Origin of the sequence: Cupriavidus sp. CuC1, assembly GCF_044627735.1 — a bacterium.
GTDB classification, from domain to species: domain Bacteria; phylum Pseudomonadota; class Gammaproteobacteria; order Burkholderiales; family Burkholderiaceae; genus Cupriavidus; species Cupriavidus ulmosensis.
Window position 1 is genome coordinate 19,182 of sequence record NZ_JBIUHC010000073.1, and the last position, 26,189, is coordinate 45,370.

The following is a 26,189-nucleotide window of genomic DNA, read 5'->3' on the forward strand; positions in this document are numbered from 1 at the left end:
GACAGGCCCTTATTCGTCCGCCAGCGACAGATAGATCGGCTGGTGGTCGGATGCCCGCGTTTCACCATCCACCTCGCAGCACAGCACGCGCGACAGCAGGTCTTCCGTCAGGAAGGCGAAATCGCAGGCAAACGGTGCCTGCGGCCATTGGTCCTTGTCATACAAGCCGCAAGTTGGTGCATGGGGCTTGCCGGGGTGGGTATGCGTCCAGGCGTCGTGCCAGCCGATGATGCCGGTTTCGTGGCAGCCGTCATATGGCGCCAGCATGCGCAGGTAAGCGATATCGTCCGGTGCGCCGTTGAAATCACCGCACAGCACGGCGGATGCGGGCCGGGCTTCGGGCGTGAACGGGCCGGGGCCGGTCTCGCGCAGGCCGGGCTGGCTGGCGTGCTCGCAGGCCTCACGGTGCCAGGCGCGCAACGCGTCGGTCTGGGCCGCGCGCTGATGTGTCGAGTAATACTCCAGATGGGTGCAGATCACGCGCAGGCGCCGGTCTCCCGTCAGCACCGTCGCTTCCAGCGCCACGCGAGGCATCGACGGGACGGTCGGATCGGTCGGCCAGGGCAGGGCGTGGCGGAATACTTCGAACAAGGGAAGGCGGGTGGCGATGAGGTTACCGAACTGGCGCGGCGCGCCGTTGGCGGCGAAACGGTCCACCGCTGGGGCATAGAGGATCCGGTAGCCGGGCAACAGCGCCGCCAGCTCGGCCACTTGGTCGGGGCCAGGGTCGCCTGCGAGGTCGGAGTAGCCGCGCGTCACCTCCTGCAGGCATAGCACGTCGGCATCGGCGATCGCGTGCAGCGTCCTGACGGTGCGGGCCAGGTCGACGCGCCCGTCGGCGCCACGACCCCACTGGATATTCCAGGAAATCAGTTCCATGTCGCCCCCTGCTTGGTTGCCGCGGCGCGTGGTGCCGGTGTTCTGTGCCGGTATTGCCACGCGCGTGCTGCACCCATGTTGCGCTTATCTGGCGCGCTTGTCCCGGTCTTCGTGCCACCGGGCCCGCCGCAGGGCCGCCCGGCTGTGCGTCTGGACTACAATCGCGCTCTCACAAAACAATACGTCAGGTTCCCCAGGTGTCTCAAGCCGTGACTCTCTCGCAAGCCCATTCTGCGCCGGAAGGTGGCGCTTCCGCCTCCCCGGCCGTGCCCGCATCGGTCAAGCCTGCGCCCGTGCAGCTGCCCGTCGTGCAGATCCACAGCCTCGACATGGAGGCGCGCGGCGTTGGCCGGCTGGTCAATGAGGACGGCAGCCCAGGCAAGGTGATTTTCGTCGAGGGCGCGCTGCCGGGCGAGACCGTCAGCTACAGCAGCTTCAAGCGCAAGGCCAGTTTCGAGCAGGCAAACCTGGGCGCGATCAAGAAAGCCTCGTCGATGCGCGTGAAGCCGGGCTGCGAGTACTTTGGCGTATGCGGCGGTTGTTCGATGCAGCACCTGGATGCGCGCGCGCAAGTGGCTATCAAGCAACGCGTGCTGGAGGACGATCTCTGGCACCTTTCGAAGCTGCGCCCGGACGTGGTGTTCCGCCCGATCGCCGGCCCGAATTGGGGTTATCGCTACCGGGCGCGCCTGACGGTGCGCTACGTGGCGAAGAAGGGCTTGGCGCTGGTCGGCTTCCATGAGCGAAAGAGCAGCTATGTGGCCGATATGGCGAGCTGCAAAGTGCTGCCGCCGCACGTATCGGCTCTGCTGGTGCCGCTGCGCGGGCTGATCACGGGTTTGTCGATCCGCGACCGCCTGCCGCAGGTCGAGCTGGCGGTGGGGCAGGATGTGACCGTGCTGGTGCTGCGCATCCTGATGCCGCTGACCGAAGCCGACGAGGCGCTGCTGCGTGCCTTCGCCGACCAGCACGGCGTGCAGTTCTGGCTCCAGCCCAAGGGCCCGGACACGGTGGTGCCGTTCTACCCGCTGGACCGCGAGCTGGCCTACACGCTGCCGGAATTCAACATCCGCATGCCGTTCAAGCCGACCGACTTTACCCAGGTCAACCACCAGATCAACCGCGCGTTGATCGGCCGCGCGCTTCGCCTGCTGGACGCGCAGCCGGATGATCGGCTGCTCGACCTGTTCTGCGGCATCGGCAATTTCACGCTGCCGCTGGCCACGCGCGGCCGCTCGGTGATGGGCATCGAAGGCAGCGAGGTCCTGACCACCCGGGCGCTGGCCAATGCGGCCATCAACGGGCTGGACCACAAGACCGAGTTCGCCTGCCGCAACCTCTTCGAGGTGGGCGCCGAGGACATCGCCGCGCTGGGCCGTTTCGACCGCTGGCTGATCGACCCACCGCGCGAAGGCGCGCTGGCGGTCAGCAAGGCGCTGGGCGAGCTGGCCCAGGCCGGCAGCGACGTGCTGCCCAAGCGCATCGTCTATGTCTCGTGCAACCCGGCCACGCTGGCGCGCGATGCCGGCCTGCTGGTGCACGAGGCCGGCTACCGCCTGTCCGGCGCGGGCGTGGTCAACATGTTCCCGCACACCTCGCACGTGGAATCGATCGCAGTGTTCGACCGCGGCTGAGCGGCGCAGGGTTGGCGCGGCCAAGCGGTCGCGGCAATGAAAAAGGCCAGCACGGATGCGCTGGCCTTTTTAGTCTGGAGCAGGGCGGCCGGGCCGCCCGCCTTAGTCGCGGTTGCCGCCGAAGATACCCAGCAGCGCCAGCAGGTTGGCGAAGACGTTGTACACGTCCAGGTAGATCGCCAGCGTTGCCGTGATGTAGTTGGTCTCGCCGCCGTTCAGCACGCGCTGCACGTCAAAGAGGATGTAGGCTGAGAAGATGCCGATGGCGATCACCGAAACCGTGATCATCAGCGATGGCAGCTGCAGCCAGATGTTGGCGACGCTGGCCAGGATCAGCAGGATCACGCCGACGAACAGGAATTTGCTCAGTCCGGAGAAGTCGCGCTTGCTGACGGTAGCGATGGTGGCCATGGCGCCGAACACCGCCGCTGTGCCGCCAAAGGCATACATGATCAGTGCCGGACCATTGGAGAACTGCAGCACCGACCCGATCAGGCGCGACAGCATCAGGCCCATGAAGAAGGTGAAGGCCAGCAGCAGGACCACGCCCATGCTGCTGTTCTTGGTCTTCTCGATGGCATAGAAGAAGCCGAACGCGATGCCCAGGAACAGGATCATCGACAGGCCGGGGCTGCCTTTCATCAGGCTGAAGCCCGTGGTGACGCCGATCCACGCACCGATGACGGTGGGAATCATCGAAATGGCAAGCAACCAGTAGGTGTTGCGCATGACCCGATTGCGCACCACGACGTCGCTCGTCGCGGTGCCGCTGCCGAAACTGTATGTGTTCAGCTTGTTATCCATGGTGACTCCTGTCTCAAAACGGTGAGGCGCCGGGGTAACCCAGGCGGGCACAACGCCAATGTGGCATCGCAGTAAGGGAATTGCAAGGGTTGTGAAACGTATCGGCCACTTTTTTCGCAAAACCCGCGCTGACGGTGATGATTTGATCGCAACCGGCCTCATGCGTTCCCTGCACATGGCCCGCCATCTCAAGTGCTTCTTTGGACTCTTTGCGGTGTGTGTTGTGCCTTGGCTGGCTCCGGGGAACCAGCGGCCATGGGCCTTCTCGAAACCATAACCGTCTCGTGCTAGAATTGCACGTTTACTTGAATTGTAACCCCTTCATTTTTTGGAGTTTTTATGGCGATCGAACGCACCCTGTCGATTATCAAGCCGGATGCCGTGGCAAAGAATGTCATCGGCCAGATTTACGCTCGTTTCGAGGCCGCCGGCCTGAAGATCGTGGCTGCCAAGATGGTTCACCTGTCGCGCGGCGAAGCCGAGCAATTCTACGCAGTGCACGCTGCCCGCCCGTTCTTCAAGGACCTGGTGGACTTCATGGTTTCCGGCCCGGTCATCATCCAGGCCCTGGAAGGCGAAAACGCCATTGCCAAGCACCGCGACCTGATGGGCGCAACCGACCCGAAGAAGGCTGAAGCCGGCACGATCCGTGCAGACTTCGCTGACAGCATCGACGCCAACGCTGTTCACGGCTCGGACGCAGCGGAAACCGCTGCCGTCGAAATCGCTTTCTTCTTCCCCGGCATGAACGTTTACAGCCGCTGATTGTCTGGTCTATTCCACAAGACTAGACTGCTATTGAAGTTGATACTGCCGTCATGAACACTCTCGTCAACCTGCTCGACCTGGATGCGGACGCGCTTACCGCCTATTGCGGAGAGCTCGGCGAGAAGCCGTTTCGTGCGCGGCAGTTGCAGCGCTGGATTCACCAGTTCGGCGCCAGCCGTTTCGATGCCATGTCGGATCTCGCCAAGTCGCTGCGCGAAAAGCTCGCCACGCGCGCCGAGATCCGCTCGCCTGCCGTCATCACCGACAACCTGTCGGCCGACGGTACGCGCAAGTGGCTGCTGGACGTTGGCGCCGGCGATGCGGTGGAGACGGTGTACATCCCTGAGGAGACGCGCGGCACGCTGTGCGTGTCTTCGCAGGCGGGGTGCGCCGTCAATTGCCGGTTCTGCTCGACCGGCAAGCAAGGCTTCTCGCGCAACCTGACTACTGGCGAGATCATCGGCCAGTTGTGGATGGCCGAGTTTGCCATGCGTGCCCAACTGGGCCGTGGCGCCAAGGACGACCGCGTCATCTCCAACGTGGTGATGATGGGCATGGGCGAGCCGCTGCTCAACTATGACCAGGTTGTGCCGGCCATGCGCCTGATGCTGGACGACCATGCCTACGGGCTGTCGCGCCGGCGCGTGACGCTGTCCACCTCCGGCGTGGTGCCGATGATGGACCGACTGGCCAAGGATTTGCCCGTGGCGCTGGCGGTATCGCTGCACGCGTCCAACGATCCGTTGCGCGACATGCTGGTGCCGCTCAACAAGAAGTACCCGCTCGCCGAGCTGATGGCGGCTTGCCGCCGCTACCTGGAATTTGCCCCGCGCGATTTCATCACCTTCGAATACTGCATGCTGGATGGCGTCAATGACGGCGTCGAGCATGCCCGGGAACTGCTGAAGCTTGTGGCCGACGTGCCTTGCAAGTTCAACCTGATCCCGTTCAACCCCTTCCCTGAGTCGGGGCTCAAGCGCTCGAACAACGAGCAGATCCGCCGCTTCGCCCAGGTCCTGATGGACGCCGGCATCGTCACCACCATCCGCAAGACGCGCGGCGACGATATCGACGCGGCCTGCGGCCAGCTCGCGGGCGAGGTCAAGGACCGTACCCGCCTGGCCCAGCGTGGCAAGTTCGGCAAAATCACGCCGATCGTGGCGGCGCCCGCGGCCGGCCAGCCGCAAGAGGCCCGGCCTGCATGACCCGTCTGATAGTCGCGGTCCTGATGGGGCTGGTGCTGCTGGCCGCGTGCCAGCTGCCGCCGCCGGTCAAGCCCGAATTGCAGACCGCGTCCGACCAGACCGAGCTGAGCCGGCGTGCCACTATCCGCCTCCAATTGGCTACCAGCTACCTTGAAGCCGGGCAGTACAACGTCGCGCTGGACGAGGCCAAGCAAGCCATCGCGATCGACCCGACGCTGGTCGACGCGTACCATATCCGCGCGCTGGTCTACATGAACATGAACGAGCGCGCGCTGGCCGAAGAGAGCTTCCGTAGCGCGCTGGCCATGCGTGCCGACGATGGCGACGTGCTGAACAACTACGGCTGGTTCCTGTGCGTGAACGGGCGTTATGCCGAGGCCGTGCCTTACCTGGAGCGCGCGGTCAACGCGCCTTCGGCAAGCGGGCCCGGCAAGGCACTGACCAGCCTTGGCGCCTGCCAGCTGCGCAATGGCAACAGCGAGGCAGCCGAGAAGAGCTTGTTTGGCGCGCTGCGCTTCGATCGCAACAACCCGGTAGCCAACAACAACCTGGCGCTGCTGTATTACCAGCGCGGGGACTACCAGCGGGCCCAGCAGTATGTCGGCCGCATCAACAGCAGCAATTTCGTCAGCGCGCAATCCCTCTGGCTGGGTGCGCGCATTGCCCGCCGTCAGGGTGACGTAGCCGCGCAGAATGCCCTGGTGGCACTGTTGCGCAGCCGTTTCCCCGATTCGCGTGAGTTGACCGCATACGAACAAGGAGCATGGGATGAGTGAGCACGAGCGCGCCGAAGGCCAGACTGCAGCGACGGGTCATGCGGGGGGTACCCCCGCGGATGCCGGGCGCGAGGCGGTGGCGCGCGAGATTGGCGAACGCCTGGCGCAAGCGCGCAAGGATCAGCGTTTCTCGCTGGAAGATGTCAGCGCGCGGCTGAAGGTCGCCTCGCACAAGCTGGCCGCCATCGAGCAGGGCGACGTCGCGGCGCTGCCCGACGTGACCTTTGCCAAAGGCGTGATGCGGGCCTACGCGCGCATGCTCCAGATCGACATCGATGCCTTGCTGGCGCGTTTCCACGCGCAGGCCGTGCCGGTGGTGGAAATCGGCATGCGCCGCGAAGGCGGCCTGAACGAGAGTTTCGACGACCGTAACCGCTTTGGCTCCGGTGGCTCGGGCGGCCGGTGGATCTGGCTGGCCCTGGTGGTCGCCGTCATCGGCGGCGGGGTGCTGTTCGGGCTGGACCACTTCAAGCAATGGATCGAGGCGCGCAAGGAAACCCTCACGGCGCCCCCGGCGGCGCAAGCCACGGTGCAAGGCAGCGAGCCCGGAACCGTCACGGCCGCGCTGCCGCCCGTGATGGCCGCGTCCGACGCCCCCGCGCCGTCCGAGTCGCTGCCTGCCAGCGGCCCGGTGGCGGTGGCGCCGGCACCTTCGGCGGCACCTGCACCTTCGGCAGCGCCGGCTCCAGCCGCCGTGCCCGCGGTAGCCGCTTCGGCGGCGGTGCCTGCGCCCGCAGCAGCAGCTGGCGCGGGCGAGCTGCGCATCCGTTTCGCCTCGGACACCTGGTATGAGGTCCGCGACCGTAGCGGCAAGGTTGTGCTCGGCGGTACCGCGCGTGCCGGCCAGGATCTCAGTGGCGGCGGTACGCCGCCGTACAAAATCGTGATCGGCAACGTCAAGGGCGTCGAGTCGCTGACGCGCAACGGCACCCCGGTCGACCTGCAGGCGGCCAACCGCAATAATGTGGCGCGCCTGACGCTGCCCTGAACATCGTTTCTCCAGCCATGCGCAACGCCGCATTGCAAGGTGGTAATGCTATGAACCAACAGGCTTGTATGCCGGTACTGCCCGGCCCGCTGCCCCGCCGCAAAACGCGCCAGGCGCGCGTGGTGTGGGGCGACAACGTGGTCACGATCGGTGGCGACGCCCCCGTGCGCGTGCAGTCGATGACGAATACCGACACGGTGGACGCCATCGGCACCGCGATCCAGGTCAAGGAGCTGGCTCGTGCCGGTTCCGAGATCGTGCGCATCACGGTCAACACGCCGGAAGCCGCGGCGGCGGTGCCCGCCCTGCGCGAGCAACTGGACCGCATGGGCGTGAACGTGCCGCTGGTGGGCGACTTCCACTACAACGGCCACAAGCTGCTGCACGATTATCCCGAATGCGCCCAGGCGCTGTCGAAGTACCGCATCAACCCCGGCAACGTGGGGCAGGGGGCCAAGCGCGACACGCAATTCGCGCAGATGATCGAGATGGCCTGCCGCTACGACAAGCCGGTTCGCATCGGCGTGAACTGGGGCAGCCTGGACCAGTCGCTGCTGGCACGCATCATGGACGAAAACGCCCTGCGCGCCGAGCCGTGGCCGGCGCAGAACGTGATGGTCGAGGCGCTGATCACCTCGGCCATCGAATCGGCGAAGAAGGCCGAGGAAATCGGGCTCTCGGGCGACCAGATCATCCTGTCGTGCAAGGTCTCGCAGGTGCAGGAACTAATCGCGGTGTACCGCGAGCTGACCAAGCGCTGCGACTACGCATTGCACCTCGGGCTGACCGAGGCAGGCATGGGCAGCAAGGGCATCGTGGCCTCCACCGCGGCACTGTCCGTGCTGCTGCAGGAAGGCATCGGCGACACGATCCGCATCTCGCTGACGCCGGAACCCGGCGCCGCGCGCGAGAAGGAAGTCTATGTGGGGCAGGAGATCCTGCAGACCATGGGCCTGCGCAACTTCACCCCGATGGTGATTGCTTGCCCGGGCTGCGGCCGTACCACCAGCACCACCTTCCAGGAACTGGCATCCAGCATCCAGAGCTACCTGCGCGAGCAGATGCCGACCTGGAAGACCGCCTACCCTGGCGTGGAAGAAATGGATGTGGCCGTGATGGGCTGCATCGTGAACGGGCCGGGCGAAAGCAAGCATGCCAACATCGGCATCTCGCTGCCGGGCTCGGGCGAATCGCCGGCGGCGCCGGTGTTTGTCGACGGCGTCAAGGTCAAGACGCTGCGCGGCGATCGCATCGCCGAGGAATTCCAGGCGATCGTCGATGACTATGTGCGCACCCATTACGGCAACAAGGCCGGGAGCGCCAGCAATGAGGTGGCAGCCTGAGCCGACAAGGCCAGGCGCTGCAGGGAAAGACAAGAGAAGATGAATCAACCCGTGAATCAGGTGGTCGCCAGCGACGGCGCCAAGGCTGACAATAGCAAGGCCGACAGCAAGATCAAGTTGCCCAAGGCACTGCAGGGCGTCAAGGGCATGAACGACATGCTGCCCGCCGACGCGCCGCTGTGGGAGCATTTCGAGAACGCCGCGCGCGCGATGCTGCGCGCCTATGGCTACCAGCAGCTGCGCACGCCCATCGTTGAGCACACGCAGCTGTTCGTGCGCGGCATCGGCGAGGTCACCGACATCGTCGAGAAGGAAATGTATTCCTTCACCGATGCGCTCAACGGCGAGCAACTGACGCTGCGCCCCGAGGGCACGGCGGCCGCGGTGCGCGCCACCATCGAACACAACCTGCTGTATGACGGCCCCAAGCGCCTGTGGTACACCGGCCCGATGTTCCGCCACGAGCGTCCCCAGCGCGGGCGTTATCGCCAGTTCCACCAGCTTGGCGCCGAGGCCCTCGGCTTTGCCGGCCCGGACGTGGACGCCGAGATCATCATGATGTGCCAGCGCCTGTGGGATGACCTGGGCCTGGTCGGCGTGCGCCTCGAACTCAATTCGCTGGGCCAGGCGCATGAGCGCGCCGCGCACCGCGAAGAACTGATCAAGTACCTGGAAGGCTTCCAGGACATTCTTGACGAAGACAGCAAGCGCCGCCTGTACACCAACCCGCTGCGCGTGCTGGATACCAAGAATCCGGCGCTGCAGGAAATGGCAAGCAACGCGCCCAAGCTGATCGATTTCCTGGGCGAGGAATCGCTGGCCCACTTCGACGGCGTGCAGCGCCTGCTCAAGGCCAACAACATTCCGTTCAAGATCAATCCGCGCCTGGTGCGCGGGCTGGACTACTACAACCTGACCGTGTTCGAGTGGATCACCGACAAGCTCGGCGCGCAGGGCACCATCGCCGGCGGCGGCCGCTACGATCCGCTGATCGCGCAGATGGGCGGCAGGGCGGCACCGGCTTGCGGCTGGGCGATGGGCATCGAGCGCATTATCGAACTGCTGCGCGAGGAAAAGCTCGTGCCGCAGGCGGAAGGCGCCGATGTGTACCTCGTCCACCAGGGCGAAGCGGCTGGCCAGCAGGCCATGGTCATCGCCGAGCGCCTGCGCGATGCCGGCCTCGACGTGCTGCTGCATGCCACGCCCGATGGCAAGAGCGGCAGCTTCAAGTCGCAGATGAAGCGCGCCGACGGTAGCGGTGCGGCCTATGCCGTTATCATTGGCGAGGACGAGGTAGTGGCGGGCACGGCACAGGTCAAGGACCTGCGCCAGGGCGCCCAGGCCGAAGGCGGTGGCGCGCAGGTGACGGTGGCGGCTGAGAAGCTGGTCGACCACATCATCGACGCGATGGTTGGCGCCAGCGAATAAGCGGGCTGGTAAGCGGGCAGGTAAGCAGGCAGCATCGGAACCAGGGGCAGCGCGAGCGCGGTCCTTCATACAAACAAACGCGGGTGGATCCCTCGACATGGCTTACGATCTAGAAGAACAGGAACAGCTTGAGAGCCTCAAGGCCTGGTGGCGCCAGTACGGCAATACCGTGACCTGGGCCCTGATCGCCGGCTTGCTGGCTTTCGCTGCCTGGAGCGGCTGGAACTACTGGCAACGCAAGCAGGCCGGAGAAGCGGCGCTGCTGTACGAGCAGGTCGTCAAGGCCGCCGAGAGCCGCGATGTCGCGCGGGTCAAGCGCGCTGCCGGCGACCTCGAGGAAAAATTCGGCAAGACCGCCTATGGCCCCATGACCGCGCTGGTGTCGGCCAAGGTGCTGTACGATGCAGGCGACCTGGCCGCCACGAAGGCCCAGCTGCAATGGGCGATCGACCATGGCGATGGCGAGTATGCTCACCTCGCGCGCGTGCGCCTGGCTGGCGTGCTGCTTGACGAGAAGGCCTACGACCAGGGCCTGGCACTGCTCAAGGACGAGCCGCCGGCACCGTTCGTGGCGCTGTATGCGGACCGCCGCGGCGATCTGCTGGCTGCCCAGGACAAGCGGGCGGAAGCCCGCTCGGCGTACCAGAAGGCGCTCGACAAGCTGAGCGCCAACGATGCCGCCATGCGCCAGATCATTCAGTTCAAGCTTGACGCGCTGGGCACCGCCTGAAGGCGGTTGGCCCGGCTCGCCGACAGGCCCGCGGGATTCGCATGCCATGCATGTCCCGCATGCCCGCACCCTTGCGCCTCAACTTAAATCAGGATCGGAACCTCATGAAGTCATTGTTTTCCGGCACGGCCCAGAACCAGCAACACGGCAATTTCGTCCGCGGCCTGGTGGTGGCCGCCGCTTGTGCGGCCAGCCTCGCCAGCCTTGGCGGCTGCTCGCTGTTCAGCAAGGCTGACAAGCGCACGCCGGTCGAACTCAAGCCGATCACCCAGACGCTGTCGGTGCGCCAGGCCTGGAAGGCTAGCGTCGGCAAGAGCGGCCCGTACTCGCTGCAGCCGGCGGTGTCCGGCAGCACCGTATATGCCTCCTCGAACGGCGGCAAGGTGATGGCGTTCGATGGCGGCACCGGACGCACGTTGTGGGAGGCCAAGACCGACACGGACCTGACCTCCGGCCCCGGCAGCGACGGCAGCGTCACGGCGGTGGCGGGCGAGAAGGGCGCGGTGTTCGCCTTTGACGCCAGCGGCAAGCAGATCTGGAAGAAGCAGGTCAATGGCGAGGTCCTTTCCGCGCCGCTGGTCGGCAACGGCCTGGTGGTCGTGCGCACGACCGACACCCGCGTGCTTGGCCTGGACGCGCAGACCGGCGAGCGCCGCTGGATCTACCAGCGCTCGCAGACCCCGCTCAACCTGCGCGCGTCGATGGGCATGGTGTTTGCCGGCGACGGCATCGTGATGGGCTTCCCCGGCGGCAAGCTGGGCGTGCTGGCTCCCGGCAACGGCGTGCTGCGCTGGGAAAGCACGGTGTCCTATCCCAAGGGCGTATCCGAGATCGAGCGGCTCAACGACGTCACGGGCCAGCCCATGGTCGACGGGCGCCAGGTCTGTGCCACCACGTTCCAGGGCCGCGTGGCTTGCCTGGAACTGGCCAATGGCCAGCCGCAATGGGGCAAGGAATTCTCGTCGCCGACCGGCCCCGCGCAGGATGACGGCTCGCTGTACGCCAGCGACGAGCGCTCGGTGGTGCATGCTTTCGACCGCCAGAACGGCACGGAGCGCTGGAAGAACGATCAGCTCCTGTATCGTCGCCTGGGCGCGCCGCTGGCGCTGGGACGCTCGGTTGTCATGGGCGACTTCGAAGGCAATGTACACTTCCTCTCTCGCGACGACGGCCAGTTCGTGGCCCGCATGAAGACCGATGGCAGCGAGATTACCGCTGCGCCGGTGGTGGCGGGTGCGTCCCTGGTGGTGCAGACGCGCGACGGCAACCTCTACGGCTTCGTGCCGGACTGAGGCGGTCAACATCATGGCGACTGCTCGTGCACCTGTCGGCATGGGCGGCGCCAATCCGGTAGCACGATCCTCCTGGTCGTGCAGGTGAACGAGGTCGGGTTGCAACGCTAACCCGGCCGCCCGACAGGAAAAGTGGCCAGGCGCGCGACGCCCGGCCGTCGGACCCATATCACTCCGGAGTTCCTGGGGGGCGGCATCTGCCGGCCCCCATTTCCGTTTATTGCATGAAACCAGTTATCGCTCTGGTCGGCCGTCCCAATGTGGGCAAGTCGACGCTATTCAACCGCATGACCCGTTCGCGCGACGCGCTTGTCGCCGATCTGCCCGGGCTCACGCGTGATCGCCACTATGGCGAAGGCCGCATCGGTGAACGTCCGTTCATCGCCATCGATACCGGCGGCTTCGAGCCGGTGGCCAAGGAAGGCATCGTTGCCGAGATGGCCAAGCAGACCCGCCAGGCGGTGGTCGAGGCCGACGTGGTGATCTTCCTCGTCGACGGCCGCCTCGGGCTGGCGCCCCAGGACCGGGTGATCGCCGATTACCTGCGCAAGACCGGGCGCCGCGTCATGCTGGCCGTGAACAAGGCCGAGGGCATGAAGTACACCACTGTGGTGTCGGAGTTCTACGAGCTTGGCATGGGCGACCCCTATGCCATTTCGTCGACCCACGGCGACGGCGTGCGCGAGCTCGTCGACGAGGCGCTGGAACTGGCGGTGAAAGAGCGCCCGGAACTCGCCGAGGAAGACGAGGGCGCCCAGCGCGGCGTCAAGATCGCCATCGTGGGCCGGCCGAACGTGGGCAAGTCCACGCTGGTCAACACCCTGATCGGCGAAGAGCGCGTGATCGCGTTCGACATGCCCGGCACCACGCGGGACGCCATCTACGTGGAGTTCGAGCGCGGCGGCAAGCCCTACACGCTGATCGATACAGCCGGCCTGCGCAAGCGCGGCAAGGTGTTCGAGGCCATCGAGAAGTTCTCGGTGGTCAAGACGCTGCAATCGATCGCCGATGCGAACGTCGTGGTGCTGCTGCTCGACGCGCAGCAGGACGTGTCGGAGCAGGATGCGCACATCGCCGGCTTCATCGTGGAATCCGGGCGCGCGCTGGTGGTTGGCGTCAACAAGTGGGACGGCCTCGACGGCCATAGCCGCGACCGCATCAAGCACGATCTGGAGCGCAAGCTGCAGTTCCTGGACTTCGCCAACTTCCACTTTGTGTCCGCGCAGCAGCGCACGGGCATCAGCGCGCTGCTGCGCTCGGTGGATGACGCGTATGCCGCGGCCATGGTCAAGCTGCCCACGCCGCAGCTCACGCGGATCCTGCAGGAAGCGGTCGAGTTCCAGCAGCCGCGGCGTGTCGGCGCGACCCGGCCCAAGCTGCGCTACGCGCACCAGGGTGGCTCCAATCCGCCCATTATCATCGTGCACGGCAATTCGCTTTCCGGCATCGCCGACACCTACCGGCGCTATCTCGAAAACCGTTTCCGCTCGGCTTTCAAACTGAAGGGCACACCGCTTCGCATCGAATTTCGTACGAACAAAAACCCGTATGCAGAATCGAAGGATTGAGTCAGGCAGCGGGAGCCCAGGCGGGCAAGTTTCGTTTGCGTTCGTTTGGAACTGAGGCTAAATTCACGGTAGCAGGGGGTTCCCTGCGAGGCGATGCTAGCTTGGTACCGTTTTGATCTTTTTTTGGCGCGGTTTGCGCCGTTTGACTTGAATCGGGGATTACCGTCCCCATCATCTATCACTAAATCTATAAATTTGGAGTGTGCCATGAGCAACAAAGGGCAATTGCTACAAGACCCGTTCCTGAACGCGCTGCGCAAAGAGCACGTACCGGTTTCAATCTACCTCGTCAATGGCATCAAGCTGCAAGGCAATATCGAGTCGTTCGACCAGTACGTCGTCCTGTTGCGCAACACCGTGACGCAGATGGTCTACAAGCATGCGATTTCCACCGTCGTACCGGCCCGCGCCGTGAATTTCCGCGTGGACGAAACGGCCGAAGGCTGATCATTCGCGGATAGCACCGCAGTTTTCCGGCAGGCCAGTCGTACCACGACACGGCCGCTAGTTGCCGGTGTCGCGCGGGGGCCAGATGCTCCGGCGCGACACCAAAAACACCAGCCCGGCCTGGCTGCAAAGTGGCCACGGGCACGGACATGCTTCGCCCTGGTGCATTCCGCCACGGACAGCGTCCCCGCTTCAAGCGTCTTCCCAGGCCAAGGCTCCTGCCTCACGGCACCAGCCACTGCCTCCCAGTAGCCTCCAACCCGTTTTCCTTTCTCGCGTTTCGCGATCCTCCCGTTTGCAATCTAGAGCCACCTCCAATTCCGAGTCTTCCCGCGCCATCCTCGTTGGTGTCGATTTCGGCAAGCATGATTTCCAGGAAAGCCTGAGCGAGCTGGCGTTGCTGACGTCGACCGCGGGCTCCACGCCGGTGCACACGCTGACCGGGCGCAGGTCCCGTCCGGACCCGGCGCTGTTCATCGGTTCCGGCAAGGCGGAGGAGCTGAAGGAGGCCGCAGATGCACTCGATGCCGACGTGGTGGTATTCAATCACTCGCTCAGCCCGGCCCAGCAACGCAATCTCGAGCGCTTCCTGCAGCGCCACGTCATCGACCGTACCGGACTGATCCTGGACATCTTCGGCCAGCGGGCGCAGAGCCACGTCGGCAAGGTGCAGGTCGAGCTCGCCCAGGTCCAGTACCAGGCCTCGCGGCTGGTCCGCGCCTGGAGCCACCTGGAGCGGCAGAAGGGCGGTATTGGCATGCGCGGCGGCCCGGGGGAGCGCCAGCTCGAGCTGGACCGCCGCCTGCTGGACGAGCGCGCCAAGCGGCTAAAGGCTGACCTGACGCGGCTGCAGCGCCAGCACAGCACCCAGCGGCGCGCGCGCGCGCGCAACGACACCCTGAGCATCTCGCTGGTCGGCTATACCAACGCCGGCAAGTCGACGCTGTTCAACGCCCTGACCAAGGCGCGCGCCTATGCCGCCGACCAGCTGTTCGCCACGCTGGATACCACTTCGCGCCGGCTGTACCTGGACGGCGTGGGCAACGTGGTCCTGTCGGATACCGTGGGCTTCATCCGCGACCTGCCGACCCAGCTGGTGGCCGCATTCCGCGCCACGCTGGAGGAAACCGTGCATGCGGACCTGCTGCTGCACGTGGTCGACGCCTCCAGCCCCGTGCGCCATGAGCAGGTCGAGCAGGTCAACCGCGTGCTGGCCGAAATCAATGCTGACGACATCCCGCAGATCGTGGTGATGAACAAGATCGACGCATCGCCGGAACTGCTCGAGCAGGGCCCCCGGTTGGAGTGCAACGAGGAGGGCGTGCCGACCCGCGTGTTCGTCAGCGCGCGCGACGGCATTGGCCTGGATACCTTGCGCGAGGCGTTGGTGGAAGTGGCGCGCTGGCTGGCCGAGCGCCCGCCCGAACGCCCCCCGCTGGACCCGCGCCTGGCGGATGCGCAGTCCTACCCCGACGCAGACGCCGATGGCGATGCCTTCGGCGATTTCGATGGCGAGGACACCCGGGTGGATCCGGAAGAACCCGACACGCAGTGAGCCAGTTCGACGGAAATCGCGGCCAGATTGCCCCAAATGGGCAAAAGTGGCGTCGATGACTGTTAGAATCCCCTTGTTCCAACTATCCCGGACCCGTGCACTTCATGCCCCTGTTTCCCCGGAATTCTGAATCGAGCCATGCCTTTGGCAGCCGCGCAGGTGGCCGCAACGGCGGCCATGCACCGTCGCGAACGGCCTGGCAGCGTTTGCGCGCGATCCTGTCGTTGAACGATCCACGTTGGGGTCGGGGCGGCCCGGATGACGAAGACAAAGACAAGGACAAGGATAGCCGCGACAACAATCGCCAGCAAAACCAGCGTCCGCCCCAGGATGGTCCCCCCGATCTCGATGAGCTCTGGCGCGATTTCAACCGTCGCCTGAACGGCCTGCTCGGCCGCAAGGAGAACGGCAGTGGCGGCAACCAGGGCTTCGGCGGCGGTGCGCGCACGCCGGGCAAGGGCTCGGGGATCGGCGCCGGCGTGGTGGTGATCGCGGCGATCGGCATCTGGCTGGCCAGCGGTTTCTTCATGGTGCAGGAAGGCCAGACCGCCGTCATCCTCCAGTTCGGCAAGTTCAAGTACACCACGGGCCCGGGTATCAACTGGCGCCTGCCGTACCCGATCCAGTCCGCCGAGATCGTCAACCTGTCGGGCGTGCGCTCGGTTGAAGTGGGCCGTGCCACCTCGATCAAGGACAGCAACCTGAAGGACGCGTCGATGCTGACGCAGGACGAGAACATCATCGACGTGCGCTTCACGGTGCAATACGACATCCAGGACGCGAGCGAATTCCTGTTCTACAACAAGACCGACCGCGGCGGCGACGAGGAACTGGTGACCCAGGCTGCCGAGACCTCGGTGCGCGAGATCGTCGGGCGCAACAAGATGGACGCGGTGCTCTACGAGAACCGCGAGCAGATTGCCCAGAACCTGGCCACGTCGATCCAGTCGATCCTGACCGCGTACAAGACCGGCATCCGCGTGATTTCGGTCAACGTGCAGAGCGTGCAGCCGCCCGAGCAGGTGCAGGCCGCCTTTGACGATGTCAACAAGGCCAGCCAGGACCGTGAACGTGCCATCAGCGAAGGCCAGGCCTACGCCAATGACGTGATTCCGCGCGCCAAGGGTACCTCCGCGCGCCTGAACGAAGAAGCCGAAGCCTACAAGGCGCGGGTAACCGCCCAGGCCGAAGGCGATGCCTCGCGTTTCCGCCAGGTCCAGGCCGAGTATGCCAAGGCCCCGCAGGTGACGCGCGATCGCATCTATATCGAGACCATGCAGCAGATCTATACCAATTCGACCAAGGTGCTGGTGGATTCACGCCAGGGCAACAATCTCCTCTATCTGCCGCTGGACAAGCTGATGTCGCAATCCCAGGTGGATGCCCGCGCGCCGGCTGCCGGCACCGGGCAGGCCCCTGCCGCGGGCGGCGGCACGTCTCCCGCGCCCGATGCCAGCAGCGATAACCGGTCGCGCGAGCTGTTGCGCAACCGTGACCGCGATTCGCGCTGAGGAGCCCCGACATGAACCGACTGATTTCCGTAGTAATCGGCCTCTTCATCGTGCTGGCGATCGGCTCCTCGATGGTGTTCGTGGTGGACCAGCGGCAGTACGCCGTGGTGTTCGCCTTTGGCGAGATCAAGCAGGTGGTGCGTGAGCCCGGCCTGCACTTCAAGCTGCCGCCCCCGCTGCAGAACGTGATCTTCATGGATCGCCGCCTGCTGACCATCGACGTGGCCGCTTCGGAGCGCTTCCTGACGGCCGAGAAGAAGAGCATGGTGGTGGACTGGTTCGTCAAATGGCGCATCACCGATCCGCGCAAGTTCTTCGTGGCCTTCAATGGCAACATCCGCGGCGCACAGGACCGCATGACCCAGCGTATCGACTCCGTCGCCCGCGAGGAATTCGGCAAGCGCACGGTGGCGGAGCTGGTGGCCGGCGAGCGTGAGAAGGTGATGCAGAATATCCGCTCCGCGATGGCCGACTACGCGCAGTCCGTGGGCGTCGAGATCATCGACGTGCGCCTCAAGCGTGTCGACCTGCTGCCCGCGATCAGCGAGTCGGTGTATCGCCGCATGGAAGCCGAGCGCAAGCGCGTGGCCAACGAGCTGCGCTCCACCGGCGCGGCCGAAGGCGAGAAGATCCGCGCCGATGCGGACCGTCAGCGTGAAGTCGTGCTGGCCGAGGCCTATCGCGATGCGCAGAAGATCAAGGGCGAGGGCGATGCCCGCGCGTCGCAGATCTACGCCGAATCGTTTGGCCGCGATCCCCAGTTCGCGCAGTTCTGGCGCAGTATGGAGGCCTACCGCAATACGTTCCGCGACAAGCGCGACGTGCTGGTGCTGGAACCCAATTCCGACTTCTTCCGCTACATGCGGTCGTCGGGCGGCGCGGCGGCGCCGGCGGCAGCGCCTCCGGCGAGCCGTCGCTAAGCTAGGCGGCTCCGTCCGCCAGGCGCTTCGACAAAACCCCGGCTTGCCGGGGTTTTGTCCGGCTGGAGGGGTGGCAGCGGAAGCTGATCCAGGGGCGCCGCTGCCGTCTCATCCGCCCTGCCAGGTGACTGGTTCCCCGCTTGCGGCCGGCGCCCCCGGCACGGCGCGCGGCGGGATCGAATTTCAACGGGTGGCTCAAGGCCGCCCGGCAACTGTGTGAAGTGAAGAGATTTACCATGTCCAATCACTGGCTCCTGCCTGAAAACATCGCCGACGTGCTGCCGTCGGAGGCCCGCAAGATCGAAGAATTGCGCCGCCGCATGCTGGACTTGTTCCGCACCTACGGCTATGAGCTGGTCATGCCGCCGATGCTGGAATATCTGGAATCGCTGCTCACCGGGACCGGGCACGACCTCGACCTGCGCACCCTCAAGCTGGTCGACCAGCTCTCCGGGCGCACCATGGGCCTGCGCGCCGACATCACGCCACAGGTAGCCCGCATCGATGCCCACTTGCTGAACCGCTCCGGCGTGACCCGGCTGTGCTACGCCGGCAATGTGCTGCACGCCCGCCCGGCGGGCTTTCGCGCAACCCGCGAGCCGATCCAGGTTGGCGCGGAGATCTACGGCCATGCCGGCCTGGAAGCAGATGTCGAGATCCAGGCCCTGATGCTGGCCACGTTGCAGGTTGCCGGCCTGACCGAGATTCGTCTCGACCTGTGCCATGCGGGCATCCTGGAAGCCTTGCTGGACGGACTGCCATCCAGCCGCAAGATCGAGGATGCGCTGTTCGCGGCCCTGGAAACCAAGGATGTCTCGGCGCTGCGCGAGTTGACCGAAGGCATGCCGCAGGCCGAGCGCGATGCGCTGCTGGCGCTGCCGACGCTGTACGGCGGTGTGGAAGTGATCGAGCGCGCCCGCGCGACCCTGCCGGCGAGCCCGATGATCGGCCGCGCGCTGGACGAACTCGCCGCGCTGGCCGCCGAGGTGAGCGGGGCGAGCGTCAACATCGATCTGTCCGACCTGCGCGGCTATCACTATCACAGCGGCGTGATGTTCACGGCCTATGTGGCTGGCTTGCCCAACTATGTGGCGCGTGGTGGCCGCTATGACAAGGTCGGCGAGGCCTTTGGCCGCGCGCGGCCTGCAACCGGCTTCTCGCTGGATTTGCGCGAGGTTGCCTCGCTTTCGCCGCTGGAAGTACGCGCGTTTGCCATTTTCGCGCCGTGGGATGCGGATCCCGCCCTGCGTGCCGCGATTACCGCGCTGCGCGCCGCCGGCGAGATCGTCATCCAGTCGCTGCCGGGCCATACGCACCAGCTCGACGAGTTCAACTGCGACCGCCAACTGGTCCGCCAGGATGGCGGCTGGACGGTGATTCCGCGCAGCGCCGGGGCCTGAGCGCAAGCGCCAGGCCGCGGAATTCCCCCGCGTTGCAGGCCGATCTCCCCAAAATCGGGGAGTTGACCAGCAACGAGAGTAAAATACGTTTTTAACCCACTGACCAAAATCAACATGTCCGCTTCTGCAGTAAGCCAGGGACGCAATGTCGTCGTGATCGGCACCCAATGGGGTGACGAAGGCAAGGGAAAAATCGTCGATTGGCTTACCGATCATGCAAAGGGCGTGGTGCGGTTCCAGGGCGGCCACAACGCTGGCCATACGCTCATCATCGGCGGCAAGAAGACCATCCTGCGCCTGATCCCCTCGGGCATCATGCGCGAAGGCACGATCTGCTACATCGGCAACGGCGTCGTGCTGTCGCCGGAGGCGCTGTTCCGTGAGATCGAGGAACTGGAAGCCGCCGGCCTGCAAGTGCAGAACCGCCTGCGCATTTCCGAAGCGACCACGCTGATCCTGCCGTACCACGTTGCCATCGACAAGGCCCGTGAAGTGCGCCGTGGCGCCGACAAGATCGGCACCACCGGCCGCGGCATCGGCCCGGCCTACGAAGACAAGGTGGCCCGCCGCGCGCTGCGCGTGCAGGACCTGTTCGATCCCAAGTGCTTCGCCGAGAAGCTGCGCGAGAACCTCGACCTGCATAACTTCATGCTGACCCAGTACCTGGGCGCGGAAGCCGTCGATTACCAGAAGACCCTGGACGAAATGCTGGCCTACGCGCCGCGCCTGGCCCCGATGGTGGCCGACGTGTCGGCCGAGCTGTACGCGGTCAACGCTGCCGGCGGCAATCTGATGTTCGAAGGCGCGCAAGGCACGCTGCTTGACGTCGACCACGGCACCTATCCCTTCGTCACCTCCAGCAACTGCGTGGCCGGTGCGGCCGCCGCCGGCGCCGGTGTTGGCCCGGGCCGCCTGAACTACATCCTGGGCATCACCAAGGCCTACTGCACCCGCGTGGGCGCAGGCCCGTTCCCCAGCGAGCTGTACGACAACGACAACCCCAAGCGCCAGGACCCGGTGGGCGTGCGCCTGGCCAACGTCGGCAAGGAATTCGGCTCGGTGACCGGGCGTCCGCGCCGCACCGGCTGGCTGGACGCGGCCGCGCTCAAGCGCTCGGTGCAGATCAACGGCGTGTCTGGTCTTTGCATGACCAAGCTCGACGTGCTGGATGGCCTCGAAACCCTCAAACTTTGCGTGGGCTACGAGCTGGACGGCAAGACCGTCGACATCCTGCCGCGTGGCTCGGATGCCGTGGCGCGCTGCGTGCCGGTGTACGAGGAATTCCCGGGCTGGAACGAATCCACCTTTGGCGTGAAGGCCTGGGATGCGCTGCCGGAACAGGCTCGCACCTACCTGAAGCGCGTCGAGGAAGTGGTCGGCATCCCGATCGACATGATCTCGACCGGTCCGGATCGCGACGAAACCATCCTGCTGCGTCACCCGTACGTGGCCTGATGTTGTCTTGGCCCGCAAGGGCGCCGCGCGGCTGAAAGATGCCGCGCCGGTAAAAGACCGCAAAAGCACAAGAGCAAATCGGCCCGCGCAAGCGGGCCGAAACTTTATCGGTCAACAGACCATAAGCCTAAAGCCGAAGAGCTAAAACAATCATGACCCTGCCATCGAACGACGACGAGAACCTGTGGATCTCGTGGGACGACTACCATAGCCTGATCGCGCGCCTGGCGCTTAACGTCCACGAGTCGGGCTGGAAGTTCGACAAGATCCTCTGCCTGGCCCGCGGTGGCCTGCGCGTTGGCGACCAGATGTCCCGCATCTTCGACGTGCCTCTCGCCATCCTGGCCACCAGCAGCTATCGCGAGGCGGCGGGCACCCAGCAGGGCGACCTCGATATCGCGCAGTACATCACCATGACCAAGGGCGACCTCACCGGCAAGATCCTGCTGGTCGATGACCTGGTGGATTCCGGCGTCACGCTGGAACGCGTGGGCCGCCATCTGCAGGAGCGCTATCCCGCCGTGACGGAAGTGCGCTCGTCCGTGCTGTGGTACAAGGCCTGCTCCAAGGTCAAACCGGACTATCACGTGACCTTCCTGCCGACGAACCCCTGGATTCACCAGCCGTTCGAAGAGTACGACACGCTGCGCCCGCACAACCTGGCGGCCTGGCTCAAGCGCGGCAAGCACGCCGCCGGCGGCTCGCAGGCCTGATCCACGGGCCGCCCGGGCAGATGAGCGCGCAATCGAGCGGGCGGGGTGCTGCCGCGCGGGCATCGCGTTCACAGGTGGCCTATCACAGCCTGCGCGACGATATCTTTGCCTTTCGCCTGCTGCCCGGCGACCGCTTTACCGCGAGCGACGTTGCCGAGCGGCTCGGCATCTCGCGCGCCCCGGTGCGCGAGGCCCTGCAACGTCTGCAGGGCGACGGCCTGGTCGCGGTGCTGTTCGTGTTGCTGTCGGGCGTGGTGTTCCTGGGGTGGGGCGAAATCTTCCCGCTCTTTCCGTCCACGCTGACCGACAGAAAAGGCGGGGGGCGGCTTGCCGCGGCCCCCGCCGTTGCCGCCAGTTTCCTGCTTAGTAAGCGACCGTGTAGCGCTGGCGCGAGTGCGCCGGCTTTTCCACTTCATCGAGCATGGCGATGGCGTAGTCCTCCATCGAGATCCAGCTTTTGCCGCTGGCGTCGGTGAGCAGCGTCTCCTCGCCCACGCGGAACTTGCCGGTGCGCGTGCCCGGCTCGAATAGGGCGGCGGGGGACAGGAAGGTCCAGTCGATCGCGGTTTCCTTGCGCAGGGCATTGAGGAAGTCGCGTCCTGCCAGGGCCTCGGCCTTGTAGATTTCCGGGAACTGCGGCGTGTCGACCAGTTGCACTTCCGGTGCCACGTAGAGGCTGCCTGCGCCGCCCACTACCAGCAGGCGGGGCACGGCGGCGGCCTTGACCGCGCCGATGATCTGCTCGGTCGTGGCCTGCAGGAAGCGTACGGTGCTGATTGCCACGTCATGGCCGGCAAGGGCGGCTGCCAGGGCCTTGGTGTTGGCGACATCCGCATTGACGGTGGCGAGGCCCGGCCGCGCGGGCAGCTTGTCGGCCTGGCGCGCGATGGCGGTGACCGTGTGGCCGCGGCTCAGGGCTTCGTCGATGAGGCGGGTACCGACACGGCCGGTGGCGCCGATGATTGCGATCTTCATGCTGAACTCCTTTGTTGCCCTGTTGAATAACGATATGAAACCACGGTGGTTACACATTGGGATAAAAATTTTTACGTCTTGCGTTGCCGCGCCGCGCGCTCCACGTCGGCGAGCATGCCGGCAATCGTGATCTGCGCCAGCGCGCCATCCATCGCGGCCTGGGCGCGGTCCACTGCGTGCTTCAGCGCGCCGGTGATTTCCCGTCCCACCATGCAGGCCGGGTTGGGCACGCTGTGATGCGGCGCGATCAGCGTGGCCGACTCCACCGCGCGGAACACGTCGAGCAGCGTGATCGATGCTGCCGCGCGCGCCAGCGAGGCGCCGCCGTTGCTGCCCATCATGGTGCTCACCAGTCCCGCCTCGGCCAACTGGCTGACCAGGCGGCGGATCAAGACGGGGTTGGTGCCCACGCTACCCGCGATCAGCGACGACGGCAAGGGCTCGGCGGCGCTGGCCAGCAAGGTCAGGATATGGACGGCGACGGCGAAGCGGCTGCTGGTGGTCATGGTTGGCGAGGCAATGTGAAACTATCTTAGTTACAGATGGCGGGTGCTGTCAAGCGGCGGGCGCGCCACGCTGGCGCGCCAACGTGGTACGCGCCTGCAGCAACAGGGTGGTTTGCGCCGGAAAACGTCGGAAAACGCGACATTCCGGCGTGCGAATGGCGGAAGAATGCCGGGAGCGCCACTGAAACTGATACACTCACCCGCAGCGCAGCAGTCGGCTGCTGCTCCGGCCGCGCCCTGGCAGTTCGTGTGAGCGTCAGGCCGTGTGGATGAATCTGTCTCAGCGGGTGCCTCAGCAGGCAACCCAGCAGGCAAGAGCGGACTCCACGCCCCGGAGCGGTCGTTGCTGCGACTGGTATTTATTAATTAGTTAAGTCGCGCAGTCGCGCCAATATCGAATCGGGAGTGCAAAGTTGCAAGATCAGACGCCGGAAAACAAAAAACCCGCAGGGCTCGAAAGCGCTGCGGGTTTTCCGTTTGATCTGGTGCCCAGGAGAGGACTCGAACCTCCACAGTGTTGCCACCGCTAGGACCTGAACCTAGTGCGTCTACCAATTTCGCCACCTGGGCGGGCGTCGAAACAACCGAAGCGCTCATTATAGCGACCGCAAATCGTTTGTCAAATAATTCTAGAAAAAATTGAATCAGAATAACTATCCGATCCCTAGTCGGGAAGAAATCCTTGGCGTCCTGAGGACGTCGGGGTCGCCCTTGTCGGGCGGCGATATCGCCAAGGCGCTCGCCGTCACGCGCAAAGAACACGACGGCTTCCAGAAACGCCTCGCCGCCATGGAGCGCGACGGCCAGATCGAACTCAACCGCAAGGGCCGCTACGAGCTGGCCAACCAGCCCAACTTCGTGGTCGGCCGTGTGCAGGGCCACCGCGATGGCTTCGGCTTCCTGATCCGCGACGATGGCGATGACGACATCTTCCTGCCGGAGCGCGAGCTGCAGAAGGCCATGCACAACGACCGCGCCCAGGTGCGCGTGATCGGCTACGACCGGCGCGGCCGGCCCGAAGGCCAGATCGTCGAGATCCTCGAGCGCGCCAACCGCTACGTGATCGGCCGCCTGCTGAGCGAAGGCGGCGTGCTGGTGGTGGCGCCCGAAGACAAGCGCATCAGCCAGGACATCCTGATCCCGCCCAAGGCACAAGGCAAGGCGCAAGTCGGCCAGGTGGTCAGCGTCGAGATCATCGACTACCCCGATCGCTACGTGCAGCCCGTGGGCCGCGTGGTGGAAGTGCTGGGCGACTTTGATGATCCCGGCATGGAAATCGAAATCGCCGTGCGCAAGTACGGCGTGCCGCATGAATTCTCGGATGCCTGCGCCAAGGAAGCCGCCGACCTGCCCGACGAGGTGCGCGAGTCCGACCTGGAGCACCGCATCGACCTGCGCGATGTGCCGCTGGTGACCATCGACGGCGAAGACGCGCGCGACTTCGACGACGCCGTTTACTGCGAGCCCGTCAAGATCGGCCGCTCGAAGGGCTGGCGCCTGGTGGTGGCCATTGCGGACGTATCGCACTACGTGCGGCCTGGCACGGCGCTGGACGCCGATGCGCTGGATCGCGCCACCTCGGTGTACTTCCCGCGCCGCGTCATCCCGATGCTGCCGGAAAAGCTCTCCAACGGCCTGTGCTCGCTGAACCCGCAAGTCGACCGCCTGTGCATGGTGTGCGACGCCGTGATCACCGCCAAGGGCGAGCTCAAGGGCTATCAGTTCTATCCCGCCGTGATGCATTCGGCGGCGCGCCTGACCTATAACGAGGTCTGGTCGGTGCTGTCCAACACCAAGGGCCCGGAGGCGCACAAGCGCGCCGACCTGGTGCCGCACCTGCAGAACCTGTACGAGTTGTTCCAGGTCCTGCTCAAGGCGCGGCGCGAACGTGGCGCGATCGACTTCGACACCACCGAGACCTATATCGTCTGTAATGCGCAAGGCAAGATCGAGCAGATCCTGCCGCGCACCCGCAACGACGCCCACCGCCTGATCGAGGAGTGCATGCTGGCCGCCAACGTGTGCGCCGCCGACTTCCTCGAGCGCTTCAAGCATCCCACGCTGTACCGGATCCACGCCGGCCCGGGCGAGGAAAAGCTGAAGAACCTGCGCGAGTTCCTGCGCACCGTCGGGCTTTCGCTGGCCGGTGGCGACAAGCCGCAGGCAGGCGACTACGCCGATGTGATGGACAAGATCAAGAGCCGTCCCGACGCGCCGATGCTGCAGACCATGCTGCTGCGCTCGATGCAGCAGGCGGTCTACAGCCCGGACAACATGGGCCACTTCGGCTTGTCGTACGAGGCTTACGCCCACTTCACCAGCCCGATCCGCCGTTACCCGGACTTGCTGACGCACCGCGCCATCAAGGCCGTGCTGGCGCATACGAAGTACAGGCCGGCGTTTGCCCCGGGCACTGCGCTGAATACCGCGATCGCGCCCAAGGCGCGCCGCATGCAGGCCAAGGACGCCGCCGAGAAGGCCGAGCGCAGCGCCGCGCGCGCCCAGCGCAACGAGGCCATCTGGGACGAGCTCGGCCTGCACTGCTCGGCCAACGAGCGCCGTGCCGATGAGGCCTCGCGCGATGTGGAAGCCTGGCTCAAATGCTACTTCATGCGCGACAAGCTCGGCAGCGAGTATTCGGGCACCATCAGCTCGGTTACCTCGTTCGGCATCTTCGTGCAGCTCGATGAGCTCTACGTCGAAGGCCTGGTCCATGTCACCGAGCTGGGCAGCGATTATTTCCAGTATGACGAAGCGCGCAACGAACTGCGCGGCGAGCGTACCGGCATCCGCTACCGCCTGACCGACCGTGTCCGTGTGCAGGTTTCGCGCGTGGATCTCGATGCACGCAAGATCGACTTCCGCCTGGTGCAGGAGCCGTCGGCCAAGAGCCTGCGTGGCCGCGCCCCGACCGCCGACGCCGCGCCGCGCGTGCCCGCCGCGCATGCCGTGCCCGCGCGCAAGAAGGGCCGTCAGCTGGCCGCGCTGCTGGGTGGCAGCTCCAAGCCGGAAGAGTCGTTCGACGAAACGCTGGACCGCGTGATCGAAGAGCAGCCGGTGTTCGAGGCTGTCATGACGCCGGTCAAGCCGCACGTGGGGCAGGGCGCCAAGGCCGGCGGCAAACCGGCCAAGCGCGCCGCCAAGCCCAAGCCGCAGCATCTCGGCTCGACGCACAAGGGTGGCGCCAAGCCGGCCGGCAAGAGCAGCCGCGCCTCGCGCAAACGCACCTGACGGCCAGGGAGCCGGCGCCGGCTTGTCCGGCTCCGGCTCCCTGGCTCCGGACACGGGGCAA

Annotated in this window: 22 protein-coding genes, 1 tRNA gene and 1 pseudogene; 19 read left to right on the forward strand and 5 right to left on the reverse strand. The window is 65.5% G+C overall.

The window, feature by feature from the left end:
• Positions 1-9 precede the first annotated feature (9 nt).
• The gene (locus ACGLHR_RS27930; RefSeq protein ID WP_400097520.1) at positions 10-879 is read right to left on the reverse strand and encodes an endonuclease/exonuclease/phosphatase family protein; all 870 of its coding nucleotides are present in this window, start codon (positions 877-879) and stop codon (positions 10-12) included.
• Positions 880-1,208: 329 nt separating this feature from the next.
• Between ACGLHR_RS27930 and rlmD the strand changes: the two genes are divergently transcribed.
• Positions 1,209-2,513, forward strand: coding sequence for a 23S rRNA (uracil(1939)-C(5))-methyltransferase RlmD (rlmD, locus tag ACGLHR_RS27935; RefSeq protein WP_400097558.1), 1,305 nt, complete (start codon positions 1,209-1,211; stop codon positions 2,511-2,513).
• A 102-nt stretch (positions 2,514-2,615) separates the two neighbouring features.
• On the opposite strand, the gene ACGLHR_RS27940 is transcribed toward rlmD, so the two are convergent.
• Complete coding sequence (locus ACGLHR_RS27940; RefSeq protein ID WP_006157746.1) at positions 2,616-3,317, reverse strand: Bax inhibitor-1/YccA family protein; 702 nt, start codon at positions 3,315-3,317, stop codon at positions 2,616-2,618.
• A 339-nt stretch (positions 3,318-3,656) separates the two neighbouring features.
• On the opposite strand from ACGLHR_RS27940, the gene ndk reads away from it, so the two are divergent.
• The 17 genes and pseudogenes from ndk to ACGLHR_RS28025 all read left to right on the forward strand — a co-directional run.
• The gene (gene ndk / locus ACGLHR_RS27945) at positions 3,657-4,082 is read left to right on the forward strand and encodes a nucleoside-diphosphate kinase (protein WP_006157747.1); all 426 of its coding nucleotides are present in this window, start codon (positions 3,657-3,659) and stop codon (positions 4,080-4,082) included.
• A gap of 53 nt (positions 4,083-4,135) precedes the next feature.
• Positions 4,136-5,290, forward strand: a complete 1,155-nt coding sequence (gene rlmN, locus ACGLHR_RS27950) for a 23S rRNA (adenine(2503)-C(2))-methyltransferase RlmN (RefSeq protein ID WP_267603628.1) — start codon at positions 4,136-4,138, stop codon at positions 5,288-5,290.
• Positions 5,287-6,066 carry a type IV pilus biogenesis/stability protein PilW gene (gene pilW / locus ACGLHR_RS27955; RefSeq protein WP_400097522.1) on the forward strand — a complete coding sequence of 260 codons (780 nt, stop codon included), beginning with the start codon at positions 5,287-5,289 and terminating at the stop codon, positions 6,064-6,066. The genes rlmN and pilW overlap by 4 nt, the downstream gene beginning before the upstream one ends.
• Positions 6,059-7,054: a helix-turn-helix domain-containing protein gene (locus tag ACGLHR_RS27960; protein ID WP_400097524.1), complete on the forward strand. Its 996-nt coding sequence runs from the start codon at positions 6,059-6,061 to the stop codon at positions 7,052-7,054. The genes pilW and ACGLHR_RS27960 overlap by 8 nt, the downstream gene beginning before the upstream one ends.
• Positions 7,055-7,104: 50 nt before the next feature.
• On the forward strand, positions 7,105-8,397 hold the full coding sequence (gene ispG / locus ACGLHR_RS27965) for a flavodoxin-dependent (E)-4-hydroxy-3-methylbut-2-enyl-diphosphate synthase (protein WP_400097526.1): 1,293 nt from the start codon (positions 7,105-7,107) through the stop codon (positions 8,395-8,397).
• 147 nt (positions 8,398-8,544) lie between these two features.
• Positions 8,545-9,825, forward strand: a complete 1,281-nt coding sequence (hisS, locus tag ACGLHR_RS27970) for a histidine--tRNA ligase (RefSeq protein ID WP_400097560.1) — start codon at positions 8,545-8,547, stop codon at positions 9,823-9,825.
• Positions 9,826-9,922: 97 nt separating this feature from the next.
• A complete protein-coding gene (locus tag ACGLHR_RS27975; protein ID WP_400097528.1) occupies positions 9,923-10,555 on the forward strand; it encodes a YfgM family protein in 633 nt (210 codons plus the stop codon).
• A gap of 104 nt (positions 10,556-10,659) precedes the next feature.
• The gene (gene bamB, locus ACGLHR_RS27980) at positions 10,660-11,847 is read left to right on the forward strand and encodes an outer membrane protein assembly factor BamB (protein WP_318231095.1); all 1,188 of its coding nucleotides are present in this window, start codon (positions 10,660-10,662) and stop codon (positions 11,845-11,847) included.
• Between the two features lie 224 nt (positions 11,848-12,071).
• Entirely contained in the window at positions 12,072-13,415 is a 1,344-nt protein-coding gene (der, locus tag ACGLHR_RS27985) for a ribosome biogenesis GTPase Der (protein WP_400097529.1), read from the forward strand.
• A 207-nt stretch (positions 13,416-13,622) separates the two neighbouring features.
• The gene (hfq, locus tag ACGLHR_RS27990; RefSeq protein WP_006157757.1) at positions 13,623-13,862 is read left to right on the forward strand and encodes an RNA chaperone Hfq; all 240 of its coding nucleotides are present in this window, start codon (positions 13,623-13,625) and stop codon (positions 13,860-13,862) included.
• Positions 13,863-14,157: 295 nt separating this feature from the next.
• On the forward strand, positions 14,158-15,417 hold the full coding sequence (gene hflX / locus ACGLHR_RS27995) for a GTPase HflX (protein WP_400097532.1): 1,260 nt from the start codon (positions 14,158-14,160) through the stop codon (positions 15,415-15,417).
• A gap of 104 nt (positions 15,418-15,521) precedes the next feature.
• Positions 15,522-16,928: an FtsH protease activity modulator HflK gene (gene hflK / locus ACGLHR_RS28000; protein ID WP_400097534.1), complete on the forward strand. Its 1,407-nt coding sequence runs from the start codon at positions 15,522-15,524 to the stop codon at positions 16,926-16,928.
• An 11-nt stretch (positions 16,929-16,939) separates the two neighbouring features.
• Positions 16,940-17,848 carry a protease modulator HflC gene (gene hflC / locus ACGLHR_RS28005; RefSeq protein WP_267603615.1) on the forward strand — a complete coding sequence of 303 codons (909 nt, stop codon included), beginning with the start codon at positions 16,940-16,942 and terminating at the stop codon, positions 17,846-17,848.
• A 236-nt stretch (positions 17,849-18,084) separates the two neighbouring features.
• Positions 18,085-19,248 carry an ATP phosphoribosyltransferase regulatory subunit gene (locus tag ACGLHR_RS28010; protein WP_267603614.1) on the forward strand — a complete coding sequence of 388 codons (1,164 nt, stop codon included), beginning with the start codon at positions 18,085-18,087 and terminating at the stop codon, positions 19,246-19,248.
• A gap of 114 nt (positions 19,249-19,362) precedes the next feature.
• Positions 19,363-20,703 carry an adenylosuccinate synthase gene (locus ACGLHR_RS28015; RefSeq protein ID WP_400097536.1) on the forward strand — a complete coding sequence of 447 codons (1,341 nt, stop codon included), beginning with the start codon at positions 19,363-19,365 and terminating at the stop codon, positions 20,701-20,703.
• A 152-nt stretch (positions 20,704-20,855) separates the two neighbouring features.
• Positions 20,856-21,416 carry a phosphoribosyltransferase gene (locus tag ACGLHR_RS28020; RefSeq protein ID WP_400097538.1) on the forward strand — a complete coding sequence of 187 codons (561 nt, stop codon included), beginning with the start codon at positions 20,856-20,858 and terminating at the stop codon, positions 21,414-21,416.
• A 20-nt stretch (positions 21,417-21,436) separates the two neighbouring features.
• Positions 21,437-21,640 (forward strand): annotated as a pseudogene (locus ACGLHR_RS28025) (GntR family transcriptional regulator); the annotation flags it as partial.
• A 139-nt stretch (positions 21,641-21,779) separates the two neighbouring features.
• Here the strand turns inward: ACGLHR_RS28025 and ACGLHR_RS28030 are convergent.
• From ACGLHR_RS28030 to ACGLHR_RS28040, 3 genes are all read right to left on the reverse strand, one after another.
• Positions 21,780-22,391, reverse strand: coding sequence for an NAD(P)-dependent oxidoreductase (locus ACGLHR_RS28030; protein ID WP_400097540.1), 612 nt, complete (start codon positions 22,389-22,391; stop codon positions 21,780-21,782).
• Between the two features lie 71 nt (positions 22,392-22,462).
• On the reverse strand, positions 22,463-22,897 hold the full coding sequence (locus tag ACGLHR_RS28035) for an Rrf2 family transcriptional regulator (protein ID WP_400097542.1): 435 nt from the start codon (positions 22,895-22,897) through the stop codon (positions 22,463-22,465).
• A 483-nt stretch (positions 22,898-23,380) separates the two neighbouring features.
• A tRNA-Leu gene (locus tag ACGLHR_RS28040) sits at positions 23,381-23,467 on the reverse strand.
• Positions 23,468-23,536: 69 nt separating this feature from the next.
• Between ACGLHR_RS28040 and rnr the strand changes: the two genes are divergently transcribed.
• Complete coding sequence (gene rnr, locus ACGLHR_RS28045) at positions 23,537-26,128, forward strand: ribonuclease R (RefSeq protein ID WP_400097543.1); 2,592 nt, start codon at positions 23,537-23,539, stop codon at positions 26,126-26,128.
• Positions 26,129-26,189: the final 61 nt, after the last annotated feature.